This window comes from Zhongshania sp. (assembly GCF_047636175.1).
In the GTDB taxonomy this organism is placed as follows: domain Bacteria; phylum Pseudomonadota; class Gammaproteobacteria; order Pseudomonadales; family Spongiibacteraceae; genus Spongiibacter.
Map to the genome: position 1 here is coordinate 62547 of NZ_JBLIKC010000015.1, position 16251 is coordinate 78797.

Below are 16251 nucleotides of genomic sequence, written 5' to 3' on the forward strand. Positions count from 1 at the left end.
ATATGGTAAATCTCGGTATGTTATTAGTTTCGAAAAAAGAAGATTGGTTCGGTAATGTCCGAGGCGATATTTTAGCCGGCTTAGTTGTCGCCTTGGCATTGATTCCAGAGGCTATCGCCTTCTCTATTATCGCTGGGGTCGATCCCAAAGTTGGTCTCTACGCTTCGTTTTGCATAGCGGTAGTGACAGCGGTGGTGGGTGGCCGTCCTGGTATGATCTCAGCGGCAACCGGCGCCATGGCGCTATTGATGGTGTTGCTGGTGAAGGAACATGGCTTGCAGTATTTGTTAGCGGCCACGCTGTTAACGGGGTTTTTGCAGATTATTGCCGGTTATCTCAAGCTGGGGCAGTTAATGAGCTTTGTCTCTCGCTCTGTTGTCACTGGTTTTGTGAATGCCTTGGCTATTTTGATTTTTATGGCTCAACTGCCTGAATTAACGAATGTGACCTGGCATGTTTACGCCATGACTGCAGCGGGCCTGGGTGTTATCTATCTGTTTCCATTATTACCTGTAGTCGGAAAAATCATTCCCTCACCACTGGTTTGTATCCTTAGCCTGACCGCTTTTAGTTTGCTGATGGGCCTGGATATTCGCACGGTTGGAGATATGGGCGCACTACCCGATACCCTGCCGATATTCCTGTGGCCAGATGTGCCCTTAAATTTTGAAACGCTGAGCATTATTTTTCCCTATGCTGCCGCTTTAGCCATAGTAGGTTTGTTGGAGTCATTGATGACGGCCACTATCGTCGACGACCTGACTGATACCGGCAGTGACAAAAATCGCGAGTGTAAAGGTCAGGGCATAGCCAATGTGTTTTCTGGCTTACTTGGCGGTATGGCTGGTTGTGCGATGATTGGCCAGTCGGTTATTAATATTAAATCCGGTGGTCGTGGCCGCTTATCTACACTGATTGCCGGTGTGATGTTGTTGACCATGGTGGTGTTTCTCAGTGACTGGGTGTCGTTGATCCCCATGGCGGCATTGGTGGCAGTAATGATTATGGTCTCCATAGGAACCTTTAATTGGGCTTCTGTTACCGGACTAAAAACCAACCCGCTGTCGGCTAACATTATTATGCTGGCTACCGTGGCGGTGGTGGTGTGGACGCACAACCTAGCCTATGGCGTGTTTGTTGGTGTATTGCTAGGTGCTCTGTTTTTTGCCAACAAAGTCAGCCACTTTATGTATATCGGTAAAGATCTTAGTGAAGATGGCAACACTCGGACCTATCGTGTGGTGGGGCAGGTGTTTTTCAACTCTGCGGAGCGATTTAACGCCGGCTTCGATTTTAAAGAAGTCGTAGAGAAGGTGGTTATTGATTTAAGCCGTGCGCATTTTTGGGATATCTCTGCCGTTGGCGCTTTAGATAAGGTCGTTATGAAATTTCGGCGTGAAGGTGCTGAGGTCGAGTTGATTGATTTGAACGAGGCCAGTGAAACCATAGTTGATCGTTTCGGCGTTCACGACAAACCAGAAGAAATTGAAAAAGTCTTGGGAGGCCACTAATGAATAATAATTATGTATTGGCATGTATTGATGGAGCAAGTTTGACTACTGCAGTCTGTGACTATGCTGCTTGGATTTCGCTTAGAAGCGGAGCGCCTTTGAAGTTGCTGCATAATATTGAGCATCGCCCACAGGCCGCTGTTGCAGATTTAAGCGGCAGTATTGGGCTTGGTAGTCAGGAAGAGTTGCTAAAGGAGCTGATCGAAATAGAGCAGCAGCGCAATCGTCTATTGATGCAGAAAGGTAAGTTGATGCTCGATGCTGCATCTCAGCGGGTGGCGCAAGCGGGCGTGGCTGAGGTGGAAGCCTTGCAGCAGCATGGTAGCTTGCAAGAGTCACTTGTAGAGCAAGAGGAAGATATCCGGGTATTGGTGATGGGCGTTCGCGGTGAAGAGCATCGGGAAGGAAAGTTGGGCGCGCACTTGGAAACCGTCATTCGCGCCTTGCATAAACCCGTTTTAGTTGTGAATACTGAGTTTTCAGAACCCAAGAAAATTATGCTGGCTTACGATGGTCACGATGCGTCTCGAAAAGCCTTAGATATGGTGGCTTCAAGTTCGGTATTTAAAGGCATTCCCTGCCATTTGGTCTATGTTGGTGATGAGTCAACAGCGACCACGGTATTGAATGAGGCGGCAACCGTGTTGCAGGCGGCGGATGTTAATTATGAACTTGTTAATTTGCCAAAAGGTAAAAGTGATGAGCAGCTCTGTCAGTATCAAGCTGAAAACGATATTGGTCTGACCGTCATGGGTGCTTATAGCCATCACCCTTTGCGAGATATGTTGTTGGGTAGTTTTACCGCAAAAATGCTTCACAAAACTAAGCGACCGTTACTATTGCTACGTTAAGGTCAGTTTTTTAAAAAGCTGGGGACCTAGCAGTGTCATGTAAGCTCAGTTGTTAAAAATGGCGTGCTCAATTGAGTACGCCATTTTTTGTTACTACTGAATCCAGTTAGGCTTACGTTTTTCTAAAAACGCAGACAAGCCTTCGCGGCCCTCTTCGGAACCGCGGGTTTCAGCAATCCGCTGGCTGGTGTCGGCAATCATGTCTGCATTAATTTCGCCGTCAGCAACATCCAAGACCAAGCGCTTGGCTTCCCCTATGCTGCGTGGGCCATTGCGGAGTAATTGCTTAGTAATAGCGGCAATACAGCTGTCCAACTCATCGCTTGCGACCAGTTCTGATATCAAACCCAAAGTATGTGCTTTTTCTGCGGTGATTAACTCAGCGGTGGTGAAGTAGCGGCGTGATGCGCGCTGGCCAATGGCGCGGACGACATAAGGGCCAATAGTCGCGGGAATCAGGCCTACTTTTACTTCGCTTAGGCAAAACGCAGCATCGGTTGACGCTACGGCCATATCACAGCAGGCGACCAAGCCCACGCCGCCGCCGTAAGCCGCACCTTGTACTCTAGCTATAGTGGGTTTGGGTAGGTAATTAAGAGTGCGTAGCATTTCCGCGAGCAAGGTCGAGTCACGCAAATTCTCTTTAAAGGTATAGGTCGCCATCCGGCGCATCCAATTTAAATCGCCACCCGCGCAAAAACTTTTGCCGTTTGCAGCCAGAACCATAACGCGCACCGCTGGATCTTCGCCAACTTGTTTAAAGACGGCGGTTAGCGCCGCAATGACGGCGTCGTCAAAGGCGTTGTGGATTAGCGGTTGGTTTAATGTCACGGTGGCGATGCCTTTGTCGCTCAAATGATATTGAATGATCTTATCGTTCATGCTCTGTCCTTAAAATATTCGAGTTGAGCCTTGGTAGTCGCTATTGCTGCGTGCGGTGATTATAGTGGTGCTGTCTAAATAATGAATAGAATAGACGATATACATTAATTTCTACTGAGCATATCGCTATATTGTTGGCATATCTTCACTAGTTTAAGAGTGGTTTCTAGCAAGATAAGCGGCAGGTCACAGCCTATTTTCTAAATTATGACGTGGCTTGTATTGATGTGTGTTCGACGAGTTTAGTTGATCCCGACGCCAACTTATATGATATTGCTTGGCTGAGATTATTAACAATAATGAAGGGGATGCCGGGTGACGACATTAATTGATAAGCAGAATATATCGGACTATATTGGATTTGAAACTGAGGCCACCGAATGGCTAGCAATGGATCAAGATAGAATAAATAGGTTTGCCGATTGCACCATGGATCATCAGTTTATTCATGTCGATCCAGTGCGCGCAAAAGAGACCCCTTTTGGAACCACGATAGCACATGGTTTTTTGAGCTTGTCGATGCTGTCGTATTTTTCAGAGCAGTACAGTGTTGTTATCAATGGTGTCTATATGGGTATTAACTATGGCTTTGACAAAGTGCGTTTTCTTGCCCCTGTAAAGGTCGGTAGTCGTATTAGAGCCAAAGCAAAAATACTAGCGATTGATGAAATAAAGCCCGGTAACTTCCGCATGAATACTGAGGTCACCATTGAAATTGAAGGTGAGGCCAAGCCTGCTTTGGTTGCCGAATGGATCAGTGTGCAAATGGTGGCTTGAGTCTGCGGCTCGTCGCGCGCACTATATTAGAGTCGCAAAGTGGTGCATTTATTGAGCGGCCGGTGCATTTACAATAAATTTACTTAAGTTTGGCCCATGAGTCGCGGTGTGCCCCAGTACCGATGATGAGTAAACCGCGAAATATACCGACTGATAAGGTTGTTCTGCGTACCATGCTGCCAAGTAGCTTGGTTTAAATTGTCTTTAGTGTAATTTTTCACGCAACACAGATAATGCAATGTGGGTAAAGTGGCACGTTAAAAGCATATAAGAATAATTAATTTAAGCATCTGCAGCACACCTGCATTTAGGTGACGGCTCAAACGGAAAAGTATGGCTTCAGTTCCGTAAGACTTTGAATTTGAGTCAAATGCTTAGATTCAACGACCGGTAGTTCCGGTCTATAATTGGGGAATTCTCGCGTGATCTATTTAAATTCTACTCGTATATTGGCTGTCCTATTGATCACTGCGCTAAGCGCCTGCGGCGGCGGTTCTTCAAGCTCTTTTGACGGCGGCGGGTCCTCCTCCAATCCGCCATCAGAAGCTACCGAGTCAAGCGGTTATTTTATTGGCGGCCCAATTAGCGGCGCACAATACCAAATCCAAGGTTCTGATAGCGTTCTCCTTACGGCTAGCGATGGCGGCTTCAAATACTTTAGCGGCGATATCATCCGGTTCGCCATTGGCGGTATTACCTTGGGCAAAAGCCTAGCGGCAGAATTCATTACCCCGATGAATATACAGTCTAGCGAACAAGCGGCGATAAATTTGTCGCGCTTTTTGCTTACCTTAGATGAAGATAAAGATCCGGATAACGGCATTCAGATATCCTCAACCGTTCGCGATGCAGCCGCTGGTTTAAGCTTTAGCGCCAGTGAATTTGAAGCGACAGACGGTGAGTTTGACGGCTCTGCACTGGCCGACTTTGCCCGCAGTGCCAATGGCGATTCCCGCGCGTTAATAGCTCGTCGCATCGCTGAAATTGAATTGGCTTGTAGCAGTCAAGATATCAGTGACGGTAGTTTCGATGGCGACTGTAATATTTGGTATATCGCCGACGATAACAGCCCTGCATCAGCGCCCAATGAAGATCAGACTCAGGAGCAAGTCGCCACCTTAACGGCACTCTTTGCTGCCAAAGCGGGCGATACCATAGAGTTTAGTGACGGCGTTTTTGAATTCACCACCACCTTAGACATGGCTCATAAGCAGGGTATCACCCTGAAAGGTCAGGGTATGGCTGAAACCATTTTTGACTTCGCTCAGTCGAAATCGCCGGAAGGCATTTCAATGAGTCATATGACTGGCATTACTATTGAAGAAATGACAGTGCTTGATACTCCCGGCTTCTCGGTAAAGGTCTCACATTCGAATTTCGTCACGCTGCGTAATTTGCGCGCCATGTGGTCAAGCGGCGGCACTGATCGCGGTGGCATGGACCCCAAAATCCCTTCAACCTTAGAGGTCACCTGCGAGCACCCGTGGCCAGACAGCTTTGCGCGTCCGGAGAATGTTCCCGCCCCGCGCCTCAATGGCTTGCCAATTGCGTTCCCGTTGGCAACAGGTTTGTATACCGATGCCAACGGCTTGCCGCGCAACTACACCATCGACAGCTCTAACGGTGGCTACGCCATATACCCGGTGTTGTCTAATAATGTACTGCTGGACAATGTAGTATCGCTGGGCGCGTCAGACGCCGGTATTTACGTTGGTCAGTCCAACGACATTATTGTCAAAAATAGCGAAGCTCTGTTCAACGTGGCTGGCTATGAGATTGAAAACAGCGACCGCGCTGATATGCACGACAACGTCGCCCATTGTAATACAGCCGGTTTCTTGGTCTTTGATCTGCCCGGTTTGAATCAATACGGCGAACAGACCCGTATTTTCAATAACTATGCCGGCTACAATAATTTGGCCAACTTCGCGCCCGGCGGGGTGGTAAGCGCTGTGCCGCAGGGCACTGGTTTGCTGCAACTGGGTTACGACAAAGTCGAATTCTTTAATAATGTGGTGGAGTTTAACCGTACCTTGGGTTTTGTCAGCGCGAGCCATGAGTTGATAGATGGCAACACCAATAACTCTGATAAACGCATGGACCTGTATCCAGAAGGCATCCATATTCACAGTAATATCTTCACCACCAATGGCACCCTGCCTCAGTTACCCGAAGAAGGCGTACTGATTTGCGCGGACGGCACTGGTGGCAATACCGGCATTCCGTGTATACCGACTGGTATTGATGATGGTCACGACTCGCTCTTACCGGTTTTGGTGCAACTTCGAAGCTTGCAAGCACAGGACCCCTATATTGGGCAGGGCGCGCATATTATTTGGGACGGCTACTACGACGAAGCTGTAAATAGCGCTGACGGCGTGCAGTGCACCGACTTCGCCGGCGCGCCGCTAGACGCCGACGGCAAACCCGATTACAACGGTCAGAGTCAGCCAGAATGTCGCTACAACCGCTATAAATTTGCCGAGCCAGACAACGCCGCTGATCCAAAGCGCAGACATCCCGATTACTGGCTATGTATTGACCAAAGTGACGAGTACGGCAACACCTTCTCCCCGGATAGCCGCACTTTCATGAACTTTGATGGTATGGAGCTCGACACCGCGCCTCAAACTGATCTGGCCGCTCACGACTGTGTGACCCGTTTTGGCGAACAATTGCCGCATTTAAATCCAGCGGTTGTGCAGCCGTATATTCCCGGCAGCAGCGCCGACCAACCGCCCTCGGCCGCAGAAGTTGCCGCCATTTGTGAAAGTGACTCTGGCACCGCAGTTAATCGAGATGCACTGGCTTTCAATTGCAGTAAATTATCCCACTACAATTTGTTTGCCGATCAAACTGATCCCCGCAGTGGTTTCCGTGAAGATGGCGTGATTTACGACTTAGTCACGCCTCTGTTCTCTGACTACTCAGTAAAGTACCGGGTGTTATTCCTGCCACCTGGCGAGTCCGCCGAATGGGCAGAGGGTAATATCAATGTACCAAACGCGACTTTAGATTTTCCAGTGGGCACCGTCATCGCCAAAACCTTCGCCTTTCGCGACCGCAACGCCGAGGATGAAAACCTTGTTGAAACCCGCTTGCTGATTCATCGCGCAGGCCAAGGCGATAGCTCATTCTGGGAAGGTATGTCCTATGTCTGGCGCGAAGACCGCAGCGACGCCGATATCGCTCTCGCTGGTGGTTCTAAAGCCGTGAGTTGGGATTACGACGATACCGACCCCGATGTTACTGCTACCTACGTAGGCAGCACCGACCGCTACGCCATTCCCACTCCGAATCAGTGTGGTAACTGTCATAACAATGAAGACCGTCAAGCTGGTGATGCGCCAATCGGTCCTAAAGTGCGCAATTTGAATCGTGGCTTTGATTACGGCAACGGCCCGGAGAATCAGCTGCAGCATCTTATTGACATGGGCAAACTCAGTGGCGCGCCAATCTTGGCACTGGACAGCAAGCAGATCGCGACCAATGCAAATCGCTTACCGCGCTTTAATGTGCCCGGCGACAGCTACCAGATAAGCTCTGCAGAAGCCGAGCGCGTGGCAGCGATTAGTGACGCTAATCTTGAGTACCGAGCTCGCGCCTGGTTGGAAGTTAACTGCGCCCACTGCCACAATCGCAAGGGTCAAGCACAAAGCACTGGTTTGTATTTTGATGTATTCCGAAAGGTCAACCTCAGCCACGGTATCTGCAAGGAGCCCATTACGGCCGGTAGCTCCGGCGGTGGTCGTGATTACGATATTCTGCCCGGAACAGCCGGCGGCGCGACTGGCTCCGAGGGTTCGATTATTTCTTACCGAGTGCACTCGGTAGATACCTCGGTGCAGATGCCGCCCATCGCTAGGAGTGTTAAACACGGCGAAGCAGTTGATGTCCTAGATGCGTGGATCAACACCGTTATAGATGCCAGTTATGAGAATGCTGACTGCGTAGGAGGTGATGGCAGTTCACTGCCTATCTAAGAAGTCTGGGGTCTACCAATAGTGAATTAGTACGCTATTGAACCAAAGCACTGAGCGGATAAAAAAGGGGTTCTCTTGTGGAGAACCTCTTTTTTTTCATTTCAAAACTCAGGTTTTAATATAAGTAATCCAGTCCAGTAAATTTCAGTAATAACGGTGAGCTTAAAATGTTTTCTTAGAATGTTTCCAAGCGGCAACGAGGATGCCGATCACCAATACAAAACACAGCACAACGCCGGGATAGAAGATGAAAAACGAAAGATCATTCATCATATTAGTGCTCGCATCGAATACTAGGCCGCGCGCTTCGGGGAATAAAGGATCAAAACTAGCCCCAATAACAATACTCCAGGAGATGATTGGCGATATTATTACCAGCCACTTTACGTTTTTTATAAAGCTTGAAAATACCGGCAAGAGCGCGGCAATAAGCCACAGCAGTAAAGCATTGACGATGCCTTCCATATGCGCCATCCGCCATGCGTCGTAAGTGCCAGGCATTTGGTAGACTATCTTGCCGGGAATCGGCCAGAGGCTGATTTCACCGGTGATGAAAAATAAAAAACCGAATCCGATGATAAAAGCCGCCAGTAGTAATAGCGTGCCGTGAATTACCAGAAAGCGCTGGTGTTTTAATATGTCATTGTTCATCAGGAAAACCTCGTACCTATAGGTGTCATTAAATTATTAGTATCTAAATGGGCCAATTCGGCATCATGTCTTTTATGAACTTTAAGCCACTCCTTGCTCCATTGTGGGTCGTCAATATCGGTCGGGTGATGAGATGGGAGCATAGAGTGTAGTAGTTTCGGCGCTATACCCGTTAAGAAACGAAGGTTGTACTTAATGACGTTTATGCGGCTGCGGATACTTCCCCATGCGCCGTCTTTTTTCATCATGATGATGTAGCCCCTGCGGCTAAACTTCATAATGTGAATGGCGGCGAAGAAGGTGCCATATAGTCTGTACCAGTATTGACCGTAGGCTGCTTGGTAAGCATCGAATGCCGCGCACTTATGCTCTATTTCTTCAACAAAATGCCAGAGAATTAATGAGGCGACCCTAGAGTCGGATCCGCCAAACAAATAGGCCCTTTGATTGATCAACCAGTGACCTAGCGTGAGCGCCATAGATTCGAAACCCGCCGCGTAGGCCAAGTTAAACTTGAGACTTTTGTTTTTTTCTAGGTAAGAAAACTCGTCGAGCATTTGTTTTTCTAATGCCTCAATTTGATCGTAGCCTTTCGCTTTGATAATGTCGTTAAACTTCCTATGTTGCTGATAGTGCTGCGCTTCTTGGCCGATATAGTCTTTTACTTCTTGGATAAGTGCTGGATCTTGAAACTGAGGCAGAGCTTTCTTCATTGTTCGAATCAAAAAGGGTTCCAGATAGGGCATGGTTAATGATGCGCCATTCACCATATAGCTCCACTCAGGTCGAGCGGCGTTCCACTGAACACTGATGTCATCGTCAAAGGTAAACGGCATCCGCCTGACGACTAATGTGCGCGGTGTATTTCTATTCCCTGTCATGGCTATCTCCAAACGGTAAGTACTATTAAGCACCGACTGTAAAAAATGGTTTCACACCTTTGTGGCGTTTCAAGGTTCACGCTCAGGCGCCAGGATTTGCTATGCCGAGTATTTCTGCCATTTTTTCACGGTTTATTGACAGCACGTCGCCACCGTCGTGTTCATAGCGGCGCCATGCAATTTGGATAGTGTTTTTTTTGCCGCTTACAAGCTTATGATTGCGGGGGTGGTAGCTACGTTTAAATACCGGCAGGGCATTAATTAAAAACAGAGATAACATATAAGCGCAGAATCCCATTTTGCGAATGCCGCGAAAGGGGTTTCGCCAGTATCCTTCGACAATGGTCATGGCGGTGTAGCACTTTATTGTTTCGCTGGCGATGTGAGCAAGTGCAGCGAGTACCATCCATTTTCGGTACCATTCGGCGTCGCCGTATAGTGCTTTGTACACGTCAAAGGCGACTGCACCATGTTCGATCTCCTCGACCTGATGCCATACCCATAGTGCTTTTATGGCCGGGTCGCTATCTTTCATCCAGCGATCATAGTTTTCTAAAATGATCAGCCCGGCTAAAAAAGTAAAGGTTTCATAGCCAGCGGTGTAACCCACTTTGCGCTTTAGTGAATCAATTTTGCTACGGTGATTAAAAAAACCTTGAGCATCATTTTCTAACTGGGCTATTTTTGGATAGCGCTTCGCCAACCATTTGTTGTAGTGGAGAAAATTCTTGGCATGTTGAGCTTCCTGTCCGATTATTGCCGTCATATCGCTTTGCAGATTCTCATCCTTAATCTTTGGTCTGGCTTCAATCATGGTTTTAACGAGATAACGTTCGAAATGTGGGACATGAACTCCCAAAGCGTTTATAAGCATCGAAAAATCGCGGTGCGATCGGCTCCATAGAGGGTCGTTGAACTCAATGTTGTCGAAGTTGAACTCTAATTTTCGTACCGGGAAGTCATCCATGGGGTGGGCACTGTTTTGCGATGCTGCGGCCTGCTTCATATTAATCCCTGCTATCTTTTGAAAAGTCTGTGAACAGCGTGATTAGCTAATGATTTGCTCAATTAATAATCAGCTAACTTGGCGCTCCGTCAGAAGGTCAATATTGCGAGTCTTTAGTGATTATTTACTCTGGGCGTCATAGGCCGGCTCGGTAAAAAGCAACACAAACACTGCCCAGATTGAAGTGACCGCGGCCAAAATAGCGGGGATATAGGCAAGGGCACCTGCCACGCTTGCTTCACCAAGACGGTTTGCTTCGATACTTAAACCGTGATTCGGAGCGAACATTCCAAATAGGTAAAAGCAGAAGTTACCCCAGATGGCGATGGCAATCCCTAGGAATATTAGGCGTGCACGTCGGTCGGACAAGTGCACAGTGCGCATTACTAGCCCTAAAGCTAAAGCCATAATGCCGTTCATTAGCGTGCCAACATGGAGTATTCGCCAGCCGGAATCTGGGCCAGGAAGTTCAAATTGAAAGAACACGGGTAGCGGGCTGATGGATGCGCCTCCGACCATGGAAAAGGCGAGCAGGAATCCTCCAAAAAGCCCCACAAGCATTGCGGCTAGGCCGTGTTTGATTAATAGGTTGGAGTAGTGCGCTCGCATGTGTCTTCCTCTGTTATTATTTGCAAGGTGCTAGTGCTACCTTGTGCTTCGGTTGCGAAGCCGAGCATCTATTAAAAGAATACTATCGTCGTATGAGTAGATTAGATGAGGAACTTGGGTCGTGAGCCGATCTTTAGTACGGTTCTAGGAGTAATGGCGGCATAATTTTATGTGGTGCGCGAGGGTGCTTTTGAGAGAGTGCCAATGCGGACAGCTTTACATGAAGAGATACAGTTAGGTAGCTTGAATTGATAGACGTCATCGAGACAAAACTGAGTCCACCCTATATTCGCCAACAGCGAATGAATCGTAGCGCTATTTTAAAGAGGATGGCGGAAGAGGCCGGTTCTGTGCGGTTTGTTAGTGTGGTGGCGCCGGCTGGCTCAGGAAAATCCACCTTGCTAGTGGAGCTGCACGAAAAATGTGGTTTGGAAGGAAGTGCCTGTGCTTGGCTGAGCCTTGAGGCGGGAGATGATGAGCCGGCGCGCTTTGCTCGCTACATCAGCTCGGTTTTCCGGGTGATAGATAAGCCTTTCGCTGAGACGAATTTGGCATATTTAAAGTCCAGTGGATCGGCTGACTTGACGCGGTTTTTTGATGCCATTATTGAATATATAGCGGCCATCGATAGGCGTTTCACTTTGTTTGTTGATGATTTTCACGTTTTGAAAAATCCAGATATTCTCAACTTTTGGACACGGTTTATTAGCTATACCCCGAGCAGCGTGCGGACCGTTATTGCCTCGCGATCTAAATTACCCCTCGATTTGAGCCGGCTTCGAATTGCGGGAGGTATTTTTGAACTGGGTCAGAATGATCTTAACCTCAGTGTGCAAGAAACCATGCGGTTCATGAAGGAACAGCACAATGTGGCGCTGCCCATGCCTACCGTTCAGCTGCTGCATGATCGTACCGAGGGCTGGATGGTCGGTCTTCAACTTGCGGGGATGGCGATCAGCAAGTCTGATCGCGATAAGGAAGAAATTATTCGCGGGTTCTCTGCCCGCGATCGAAATCTCCAAGAATACTTATTCGAGGCAGTTTACGGTTTGCAAGATGAGGCAACTCGTCATTTTTTGTTGTTTACTGCGCCGCTCAATCGCTTTTCAGCGGAGTTGTGCGATGTGGTGACGGGTCAAAATGACGGCTACCATCGCCTTGCTCAACTCGAAGCCGCCAATTTATTTATTCTGCCTTTAGATAGGGAGGGGCGTTGGTATCGCTACCATCATCTGTTCTCAGAGTATCTTGTTACTCAGTTGATGAGGGGAGATCCCGGGCTTAAGGCGCAGATATGTGCCAATGCTGCGGACTGGTGTATTGGTGAGGGCTACGTACTTGAGGCCATACAGTATTGTCTGGATGCGTCGTATTTTGAGAAAGCTACAGATCTGATTGCCGAGCAGGCGAAGACTGTTGCCATAGGCGAGGGAAATCATTCCATTATTTTCGAATGGATGCGCAAACTGCCGCTTGAATACCAATATCGTCGGCCAGAGATTTTATTACACCACGCCTGGTCTAGAGCCTTTACACGCGATGGTGTGGGGATTGCTGTATCGATATGCGATGAGTTTGAAAAACTTCTAGCTGACACTAAGGCGCCTCGCTGGGATTTACCCGCGACAGAGGTGCAATCTCTGGTGCATCTTTGCAATGTCATTCGCTGTATTACATTCGCTTGCGTGGAGGCGATAGATGATTGTCTTGTCGCCGCTAAGGCGCTTTTAACGGAGCTTCCCAAGGAAGACGATGCATTAATAGCGTCGGCCTCGGTTGCCAGTGCTTTCAGCTATTACCTTCAGAAGGATTTAAACCAGGCGCTTGTATCAGCCCATGAGGCCTATGTTCATGGCCGCAGAGGCGAAAGTGCCTATGCGGCGATTTGGGCGGACTTTGTTGCCGCCATGACCAATATCGAGCTTGGTCGTATCGGGGCGGCGGAACTGGTCGCGCGCCGGGCCGGCCAGACCTTGACTGAGGTTTCTGGCGACAGCCAGACCGCAGCCCTTGCTGCTCTTGTGAAGGCTGAGGTCGACTGTCAGCGCTGTCGTTTTGACAGTTTGCAGCAGGTAATGATTGATAGCCGAGTTATGTCTATTCTTTCTAGCTCACCGGAGCCATTATTTATCGCGCGTCGTAGCGAGGCTAGATTTAGGCTGTGGACGGGTGATATTGAGGCGGCGCGTGAGGTCTTGCGGCAGGGCCAAGACCTAGCTCTAACTATGGATATGCCGAGGCTTTACTTTGGGTTTATCGCAGAAGAAATTGAGCTGCAATTGCATAGCGGTGATATTCGTGGCGCCAGAGACACCGCGAGCCGAACGGATATTCTTAATCGTAAAAACAGCCTTATTACAGCGCGTCACCAATCTGCGGTGATGGAGTATATTGAGTTGACTGATGCGCGCCTGCTTCTCGCCGAAGGTCGAGGTGAAGAGGCCCTCAAGTTGCTAAATATGATATTGCGAAAAGCCCAAAGCCAGCGCCGAACAGCTTTGATGCAGCAGTTGCGTGCGATGAAATCTATAGCGCTGTGGGCCTTAGAAAAAGAAACTGAGGCAATGCGAGAGCTTGATAAGGTCGTTAATTCCGCCGCGCCAGAACTGCATATGTACCCCTTATATCGTGTGGGTAGCGGGCTTCTTGTTATCCTCCAGCGTCTAGATGATGATCGCGTCAGTGATGTTGAGGCTCTGGATGCGAAATATCAATTTCAACAGCAGCTCATTAAGTTGCTTGGCGCTAATGCCTCGGTGGACATGAGGGTTCGAGGCGGTCAATTGCAGCCTCGGTTGAAGTCTTCAGCGCTTGCCGACCCCCTGACTGATCGCCAGTTGGAAATTCTCCGTTTGATTTGTTCCGGCTTGGGCAATAAAGAATTAGCCCAAGAGCTGCATATCAGTTTGTCGACCGCCAAATGGCATGTTCACAATATCTTTGACAAGTTGGGTGTTCGCAATAGGACCTCAGCGGTGGCCTATGCTCGAAAAATAAATTTAATATGAGTTGTTTTGATTTGGCGAAGCTGTATGTATCTTGACCTCAATAGTGTCTATCCAAAAGCACGATATGTCGGCAGGGATATGAATTATTCTTGCCGAATCGAGGGCGTTTACTTCAGAGCAGCTCACCGTCACGGTCTGGGTGCTTAGCGGTTGTCAGCTCTTTTTTCGCCAGCTTAATACGGTTTTACATAATTGCTTGGCGGCGGCTTGCGCTGCCTCATTCTTTCCGTGCAACTTAATCGTCACGTTCATGCCAATTAAGGCGTTGGCAAGCATCTCGCTGGCTTCATCTATATCGACGCTCTTTTTAAGGCTACCTTGGCTGCGTTCATTGCAAAGCGCCAGACGCAACGAGCGGCGCATTAAGCGCATGAATTTGAAGACGCGATCTTTTATTTCACTATCCTCGACCTGCCCTTCACACAGAGTATTGATCATGAGGCAGCCATTATTGGCCTCAGGGGCCGTGGCATTGCTTGCTCGGAGATTAAAGAAGTGGACTATTTGATCAATATTGCCGGCGCGAATTTGTATCAGGTAGTTCTCGTCCCATTGGCTGATATATGAATCTATTATCTCTAGAAAGAGCCCCTGTTTTCCGCCAAATTCGGTTTGCAGCATAAATCGGTTAATACCCGTCAGTTCCTCTAGCTTGCGAACGCCTAGGCTCTGATAGCCGTGTGACCAGAATGCGCTGAGTGCGAGAGCGCGGGCCGTGCCTATTTCCACTTTCCTTGCTCTGGCCATTTTGTCCTCTTTGGTTTTGTAGTTGGCAAATGTCGCTAGCGCCATGATAACCCATCTAGAGCTTATAAAATGGTCGCTGCCACGCATTTTATAGACGGATGTCTTGATAGCATCTAGACGAACGTCTATCGTTGCTGTTCTGAAGGCATTTGAACGCGATGATATGGCTTAAATTACGACGTTATTATCAGCTGAAGTGCCCATAATTCTAATAAGATAGGAACGTTTTAATGACTGATTTTTTGGATCAATACCCCTACCCGAAGCAATATAAAACTATCCACGGCAAGCGTATGGCCTATATCGATCAGGGCAGCGGAGACCCGATTGTATTTCTTCACGGTAATCCCACGTCATCCTATCTTTGGCGAAATATTATGCCCTACCTCGAGGGCCGTGGACGGCTTATTGCTCCCGATTTGATCGGCATGGGTGATTCAGAGAAACTCGATAATACTGGGCCTGAAAGTTATAGCTATGCAGAGCATCAGACCTACCTGTATGCGCTGTTAGACGAGCTCGGCGTGAAAGAGAATGTCACTTTGGTGGTTCATGATTGGGGCTCCGGACTAGGTTTTCACTGGGCAAAAATGAATGCGCATGGGATTAAGGGCATTGCGTTTATGGAGGCCATAGTGGCGCCGGTATCTGATTGGGCGTCATTTCCAGAAGATGCCGTCGAATTGTTTAAGGGGTTTAGGTCCGAGGCTGGCGAGGTGATGATATTAGACGATAACTTGTTTATCGAGTTCGTATTGCCGAGCATGATCATGAGAACGATGACTAGCGCTGAAATGGACGAATATCGCCGGCCATTTGCACGCGCTGGCGAATACCGCCGGCCAACGCTAACCTGGCCGAGGCAGCTTCCTATTGCTGGCGAACCTGAGGATGTTGTTCAAGCCGTTTCTGCTTACAGTACTTGGTTGTCGCAGACCGAAATACCAAAATTATTTGTTAATGCTGATCCTGGCGCACTGATAAGCGGGGCTGTGCGGGATTATGTTAGATCGTGGCGTAATTTAAGCGAGGTCACCGTTGCCGGGCTGCACTTTATACAAGAAGACTCTCCCCATGAGATAGGCCGGGCCATTGCCGACTGGCATAGCGATCTGGGTTAGTGTTCTAAGGCTTTGAGCTTTTGACGGCCAAAATATGATGGCTATAAACCACAACGTAAGATGGCGAAAGCGGGGCTGGCTAGGGATCGGCCTGTTTATGTTCCGCTTTCCCCGCAGATACCCTGTTTTGGGGGCTAAGAGGTCCACCGACAGTGCGGCGATGATGGTTCTGCTGGCTGCTAGCAGTTTTAACGACCAATCATTGAATGCCTCTCCAGCACTTG

12 protein-coding genes are annotated in these 16251 nt (G+C 48.5%); 6 read left to right on the forward strand and 6 right to left on the reverse strand.

Features of this window, described 5'->3' with window-relative positions; genetic code table 11:
• Nucleotides 1-17 precede the first annotated feature (17 nt).
• Together ACI955_RS10560 and ACI955_RS10565 are read left to right on the forward strand one after the other, a co-directional pair.
• Nucleotides 18-1511 carry a SulP family inorganic anion transporter gene (locus ACI955_RS10560; protein ID WP_415243694.1) on the forward strand — a complete coding sequence of 498 codons (1494 nt, stop codon included), beginning with the start codon at nucleotides 18-20 and terminating at the stop codon, nucleotides 1509-1511.
• Entirely contained in the window at nucleotides 1511-2362 is an 852-nt protein-coding gene (locus tag ACI955_RS10565; RefSeq protein WP_415243695.1) for a universal stress protein, read from the forward strand. The genes ACI955_RS10560 and ACI955_RS10565 overlap by 1 nt, the downstream gene beginning before the upstream one ends.
• 93 nt (nucleotides 2363-2455) lie before the next feature.
• Here the strand turns inward: ACI955_RS10565 and ACI955_RS10570 are convergent, their stop codons facing one another.
• A complete protein-coding gene (locus tag ACI955_RS10570) occupies nucleotides 2456-3244 on the reverse strand; it encodes an enoyl-CoA hydratase/isomerase family protein (RefSeq protein WP_415243696.1) in 789 nt (262 codons plus the stop codon).
• A 315-nt stretch (nucleotides 3245-3559) separates the two neighbouring features.
• Between ACI955_RS10570 and ACI955_RS10575 the strand changes: the two genes are divergently transcribed.
• Entirely contained in the window at nucleotides 3560-4021 is a 462-nt protein-coding gene (locus ACI955_RS10575) for a MaoC family dehydratase (RefSeq protein WP_415243697.1), read from the forward strand.
• A 422-nt stretch (nucleotides 4022-4443) separates the two neighbouring features.
• Entirely contained in the window at nucleotides 4444-8004 is a 3561-nt protein-coding gene (locus tag ACI955_RS10580; RefSeq protein ID WP_415243698.1) for a parallel beta-helix domain-containing protein, read from the forward strand.
• Between the two features lie 162 nt (nucleotides 8005-8166).
• Here ACI955_RS10580 and ACI955_RS10585 read toward each other — a convergent pair whose 3' ends face one another.
• The 4 genes from ACI955_RS10585 to ACI955_RS10600 all read right to left on the reverse strand — a co-directional run bounded on the left by ACI955_RS10585 (nucleotide 8167) and on the right by ACI955_RS10600 (nucleotide 11151).
• A complete protein-coding gene (locus ACI955_RS10585; RefSeq protein ID WP_415243699.1) occupies nucleotides 8167-8655 on the reverse strand; it encodes a hypothetical protein in 489 nt (162 codons plus the stop codon).
• Entirely contained in the window at nucleotides 8655-9536 is an 882-nt protein-coding gene (locus tag ACI955_RS10590; RefSeq protein WP_415243700.1) for a metal-dependent hydrolase, read from the reverse strand. The genes ACI955_RS10585 and ACI955_RS10590 overlap by 1 nt, the downstream gene beginning before the upstream one ends.
• A gap of 82 nt (nucleotides 9537-9618) precedes the next feature.
• Entirely contained in the window at nucleotides 9619-10542 is a 924-nt protein-coding gene (locus ACI955_RS10595; protein ID WP_415243701.1) for a metal-dependent hydrolase, read from the reverse strand.
• 120 nt (nucleotides 10543-10662) lie between these two features.
• Nucleotides 10663-11151, reverse strand: a complete 489-nt coding sequence (locus tag ACI955_RS10600; RefSeq protein ID WP_415243702.1) for a hypothetical protein — start codon at nucleotides 11149-11151, stop codon at nucleotides 10663-10665.
• 248 nt (nucleotides 11152-11399) lie between these two features.
• On the opposite strand from ACI955_RS10600, the gene ACI955_RS10605 reads away from it, so the two are divergent.
• Nucleotides 11400-14159: a LuxR C-terminal-related transcriptional regulator gene (locus tag ACI955_RS10605; protein ID WP_415243703.1), complete on the forward strand. Its 2760-nt coding sequence runs from the start codon at nucleotides 11400-11402 to the stop codon at nucleotides 14157-14159.
• 153 nt (nucleotides 14160-14312) lie between these two features.
• Here the strand turns inward: ACI955_RS10605 and ACI955_RS10610 are convergent, their stop codons facing one another.
• Complete coding sequence (locus ACI955_RS10610) at nucleotides 14313-14906, reverse strand: TetR/AcrR family transcriptional regulator (RefSeq protein WP_415243704.1); 594 nt, start codon at nucleotides 14904-14906, stop codon at nucleotides 14313-14315.
• 230 nt (nucleotides 14907-15136) lie between these two features.
• On the opposite strand from ACI955_RS10610, the gene ACI955_RS10615 reads away from it, so the two are divergent.
• Nucleotides 15137-16027, forward strand: coding sequence for a haloalkane dehalogenase (locus ACI955_RS10615; RefSeq protein WP_415243705.1), 891 nt, complete (start codon nucleotides 15137-15139; stop codon nucleotides 16025-16027).
• Nucleotides 16028-16251: the final 224 nt, after the last annotated feature.

Coding starts and splice junctions, on each gene's coding strand:
- ACI955_RS10560 (WP_415243694.1), top strand. CDS start 18: ATGTTATTAGTTTCGAAAAAAGAAGATTGGTTCGGTAATGTCCGAGGC.
- ACI955_RS10565 (WP_415243695.1), top strand. CDS start 1,511: ATGAATAATAATTATGTATTGGCATGTATTGATGGAGCAAGTTTGACT.
- ACI955_RS10570 (WP_415243696.1), bottom strand. CDS start 3,244: ATGAACGATAAGATCATTCAATATCATTTGAGCGACAAAGGCATCGCC.
- ACI955_RS10585 (WP_415243699.1), bottom strand. CDS start 8,655: ATGAACAATGACATATTAAAACACCAGCGCTTTCTGGTAATTCACGGC.
- ACI955_RS10590 (WP_415243700.1), bottom strand. CDS start 9,536: ATGACAGGGAATAGAAATACACCGCGCACATTAGTCGTCAGGCGGATG.
- ACI955_RS10595 (WP_415243701.1), bottom strand. CDS start 10,542: ATGAAGCAGGCCGCAGCATCGCAAAACAGTGCCCACCCCATGGATGAC.
- ACI955_RS10600 (WP_415243702.1), bottom strand. CDS start 11,151: ATGCGAGCGCACTACTCCAACCTATTAATCAAACACGGCCTAGCCGCA.
- ACI955_RS10610 (WP_415243704.1), bottom strand. CDS start 14,906: ATGGCCAGAGCAAGGAAAGTGGAAATAGGCACGGCCCGCGCTCTCGCA.
- ACI955_RS10615 (WP_415243705.1), top strand. CDS start 15,137: ATGACTGATTTTTTGGATCAATACCCCTACCCGAAGCAATATAAAACT.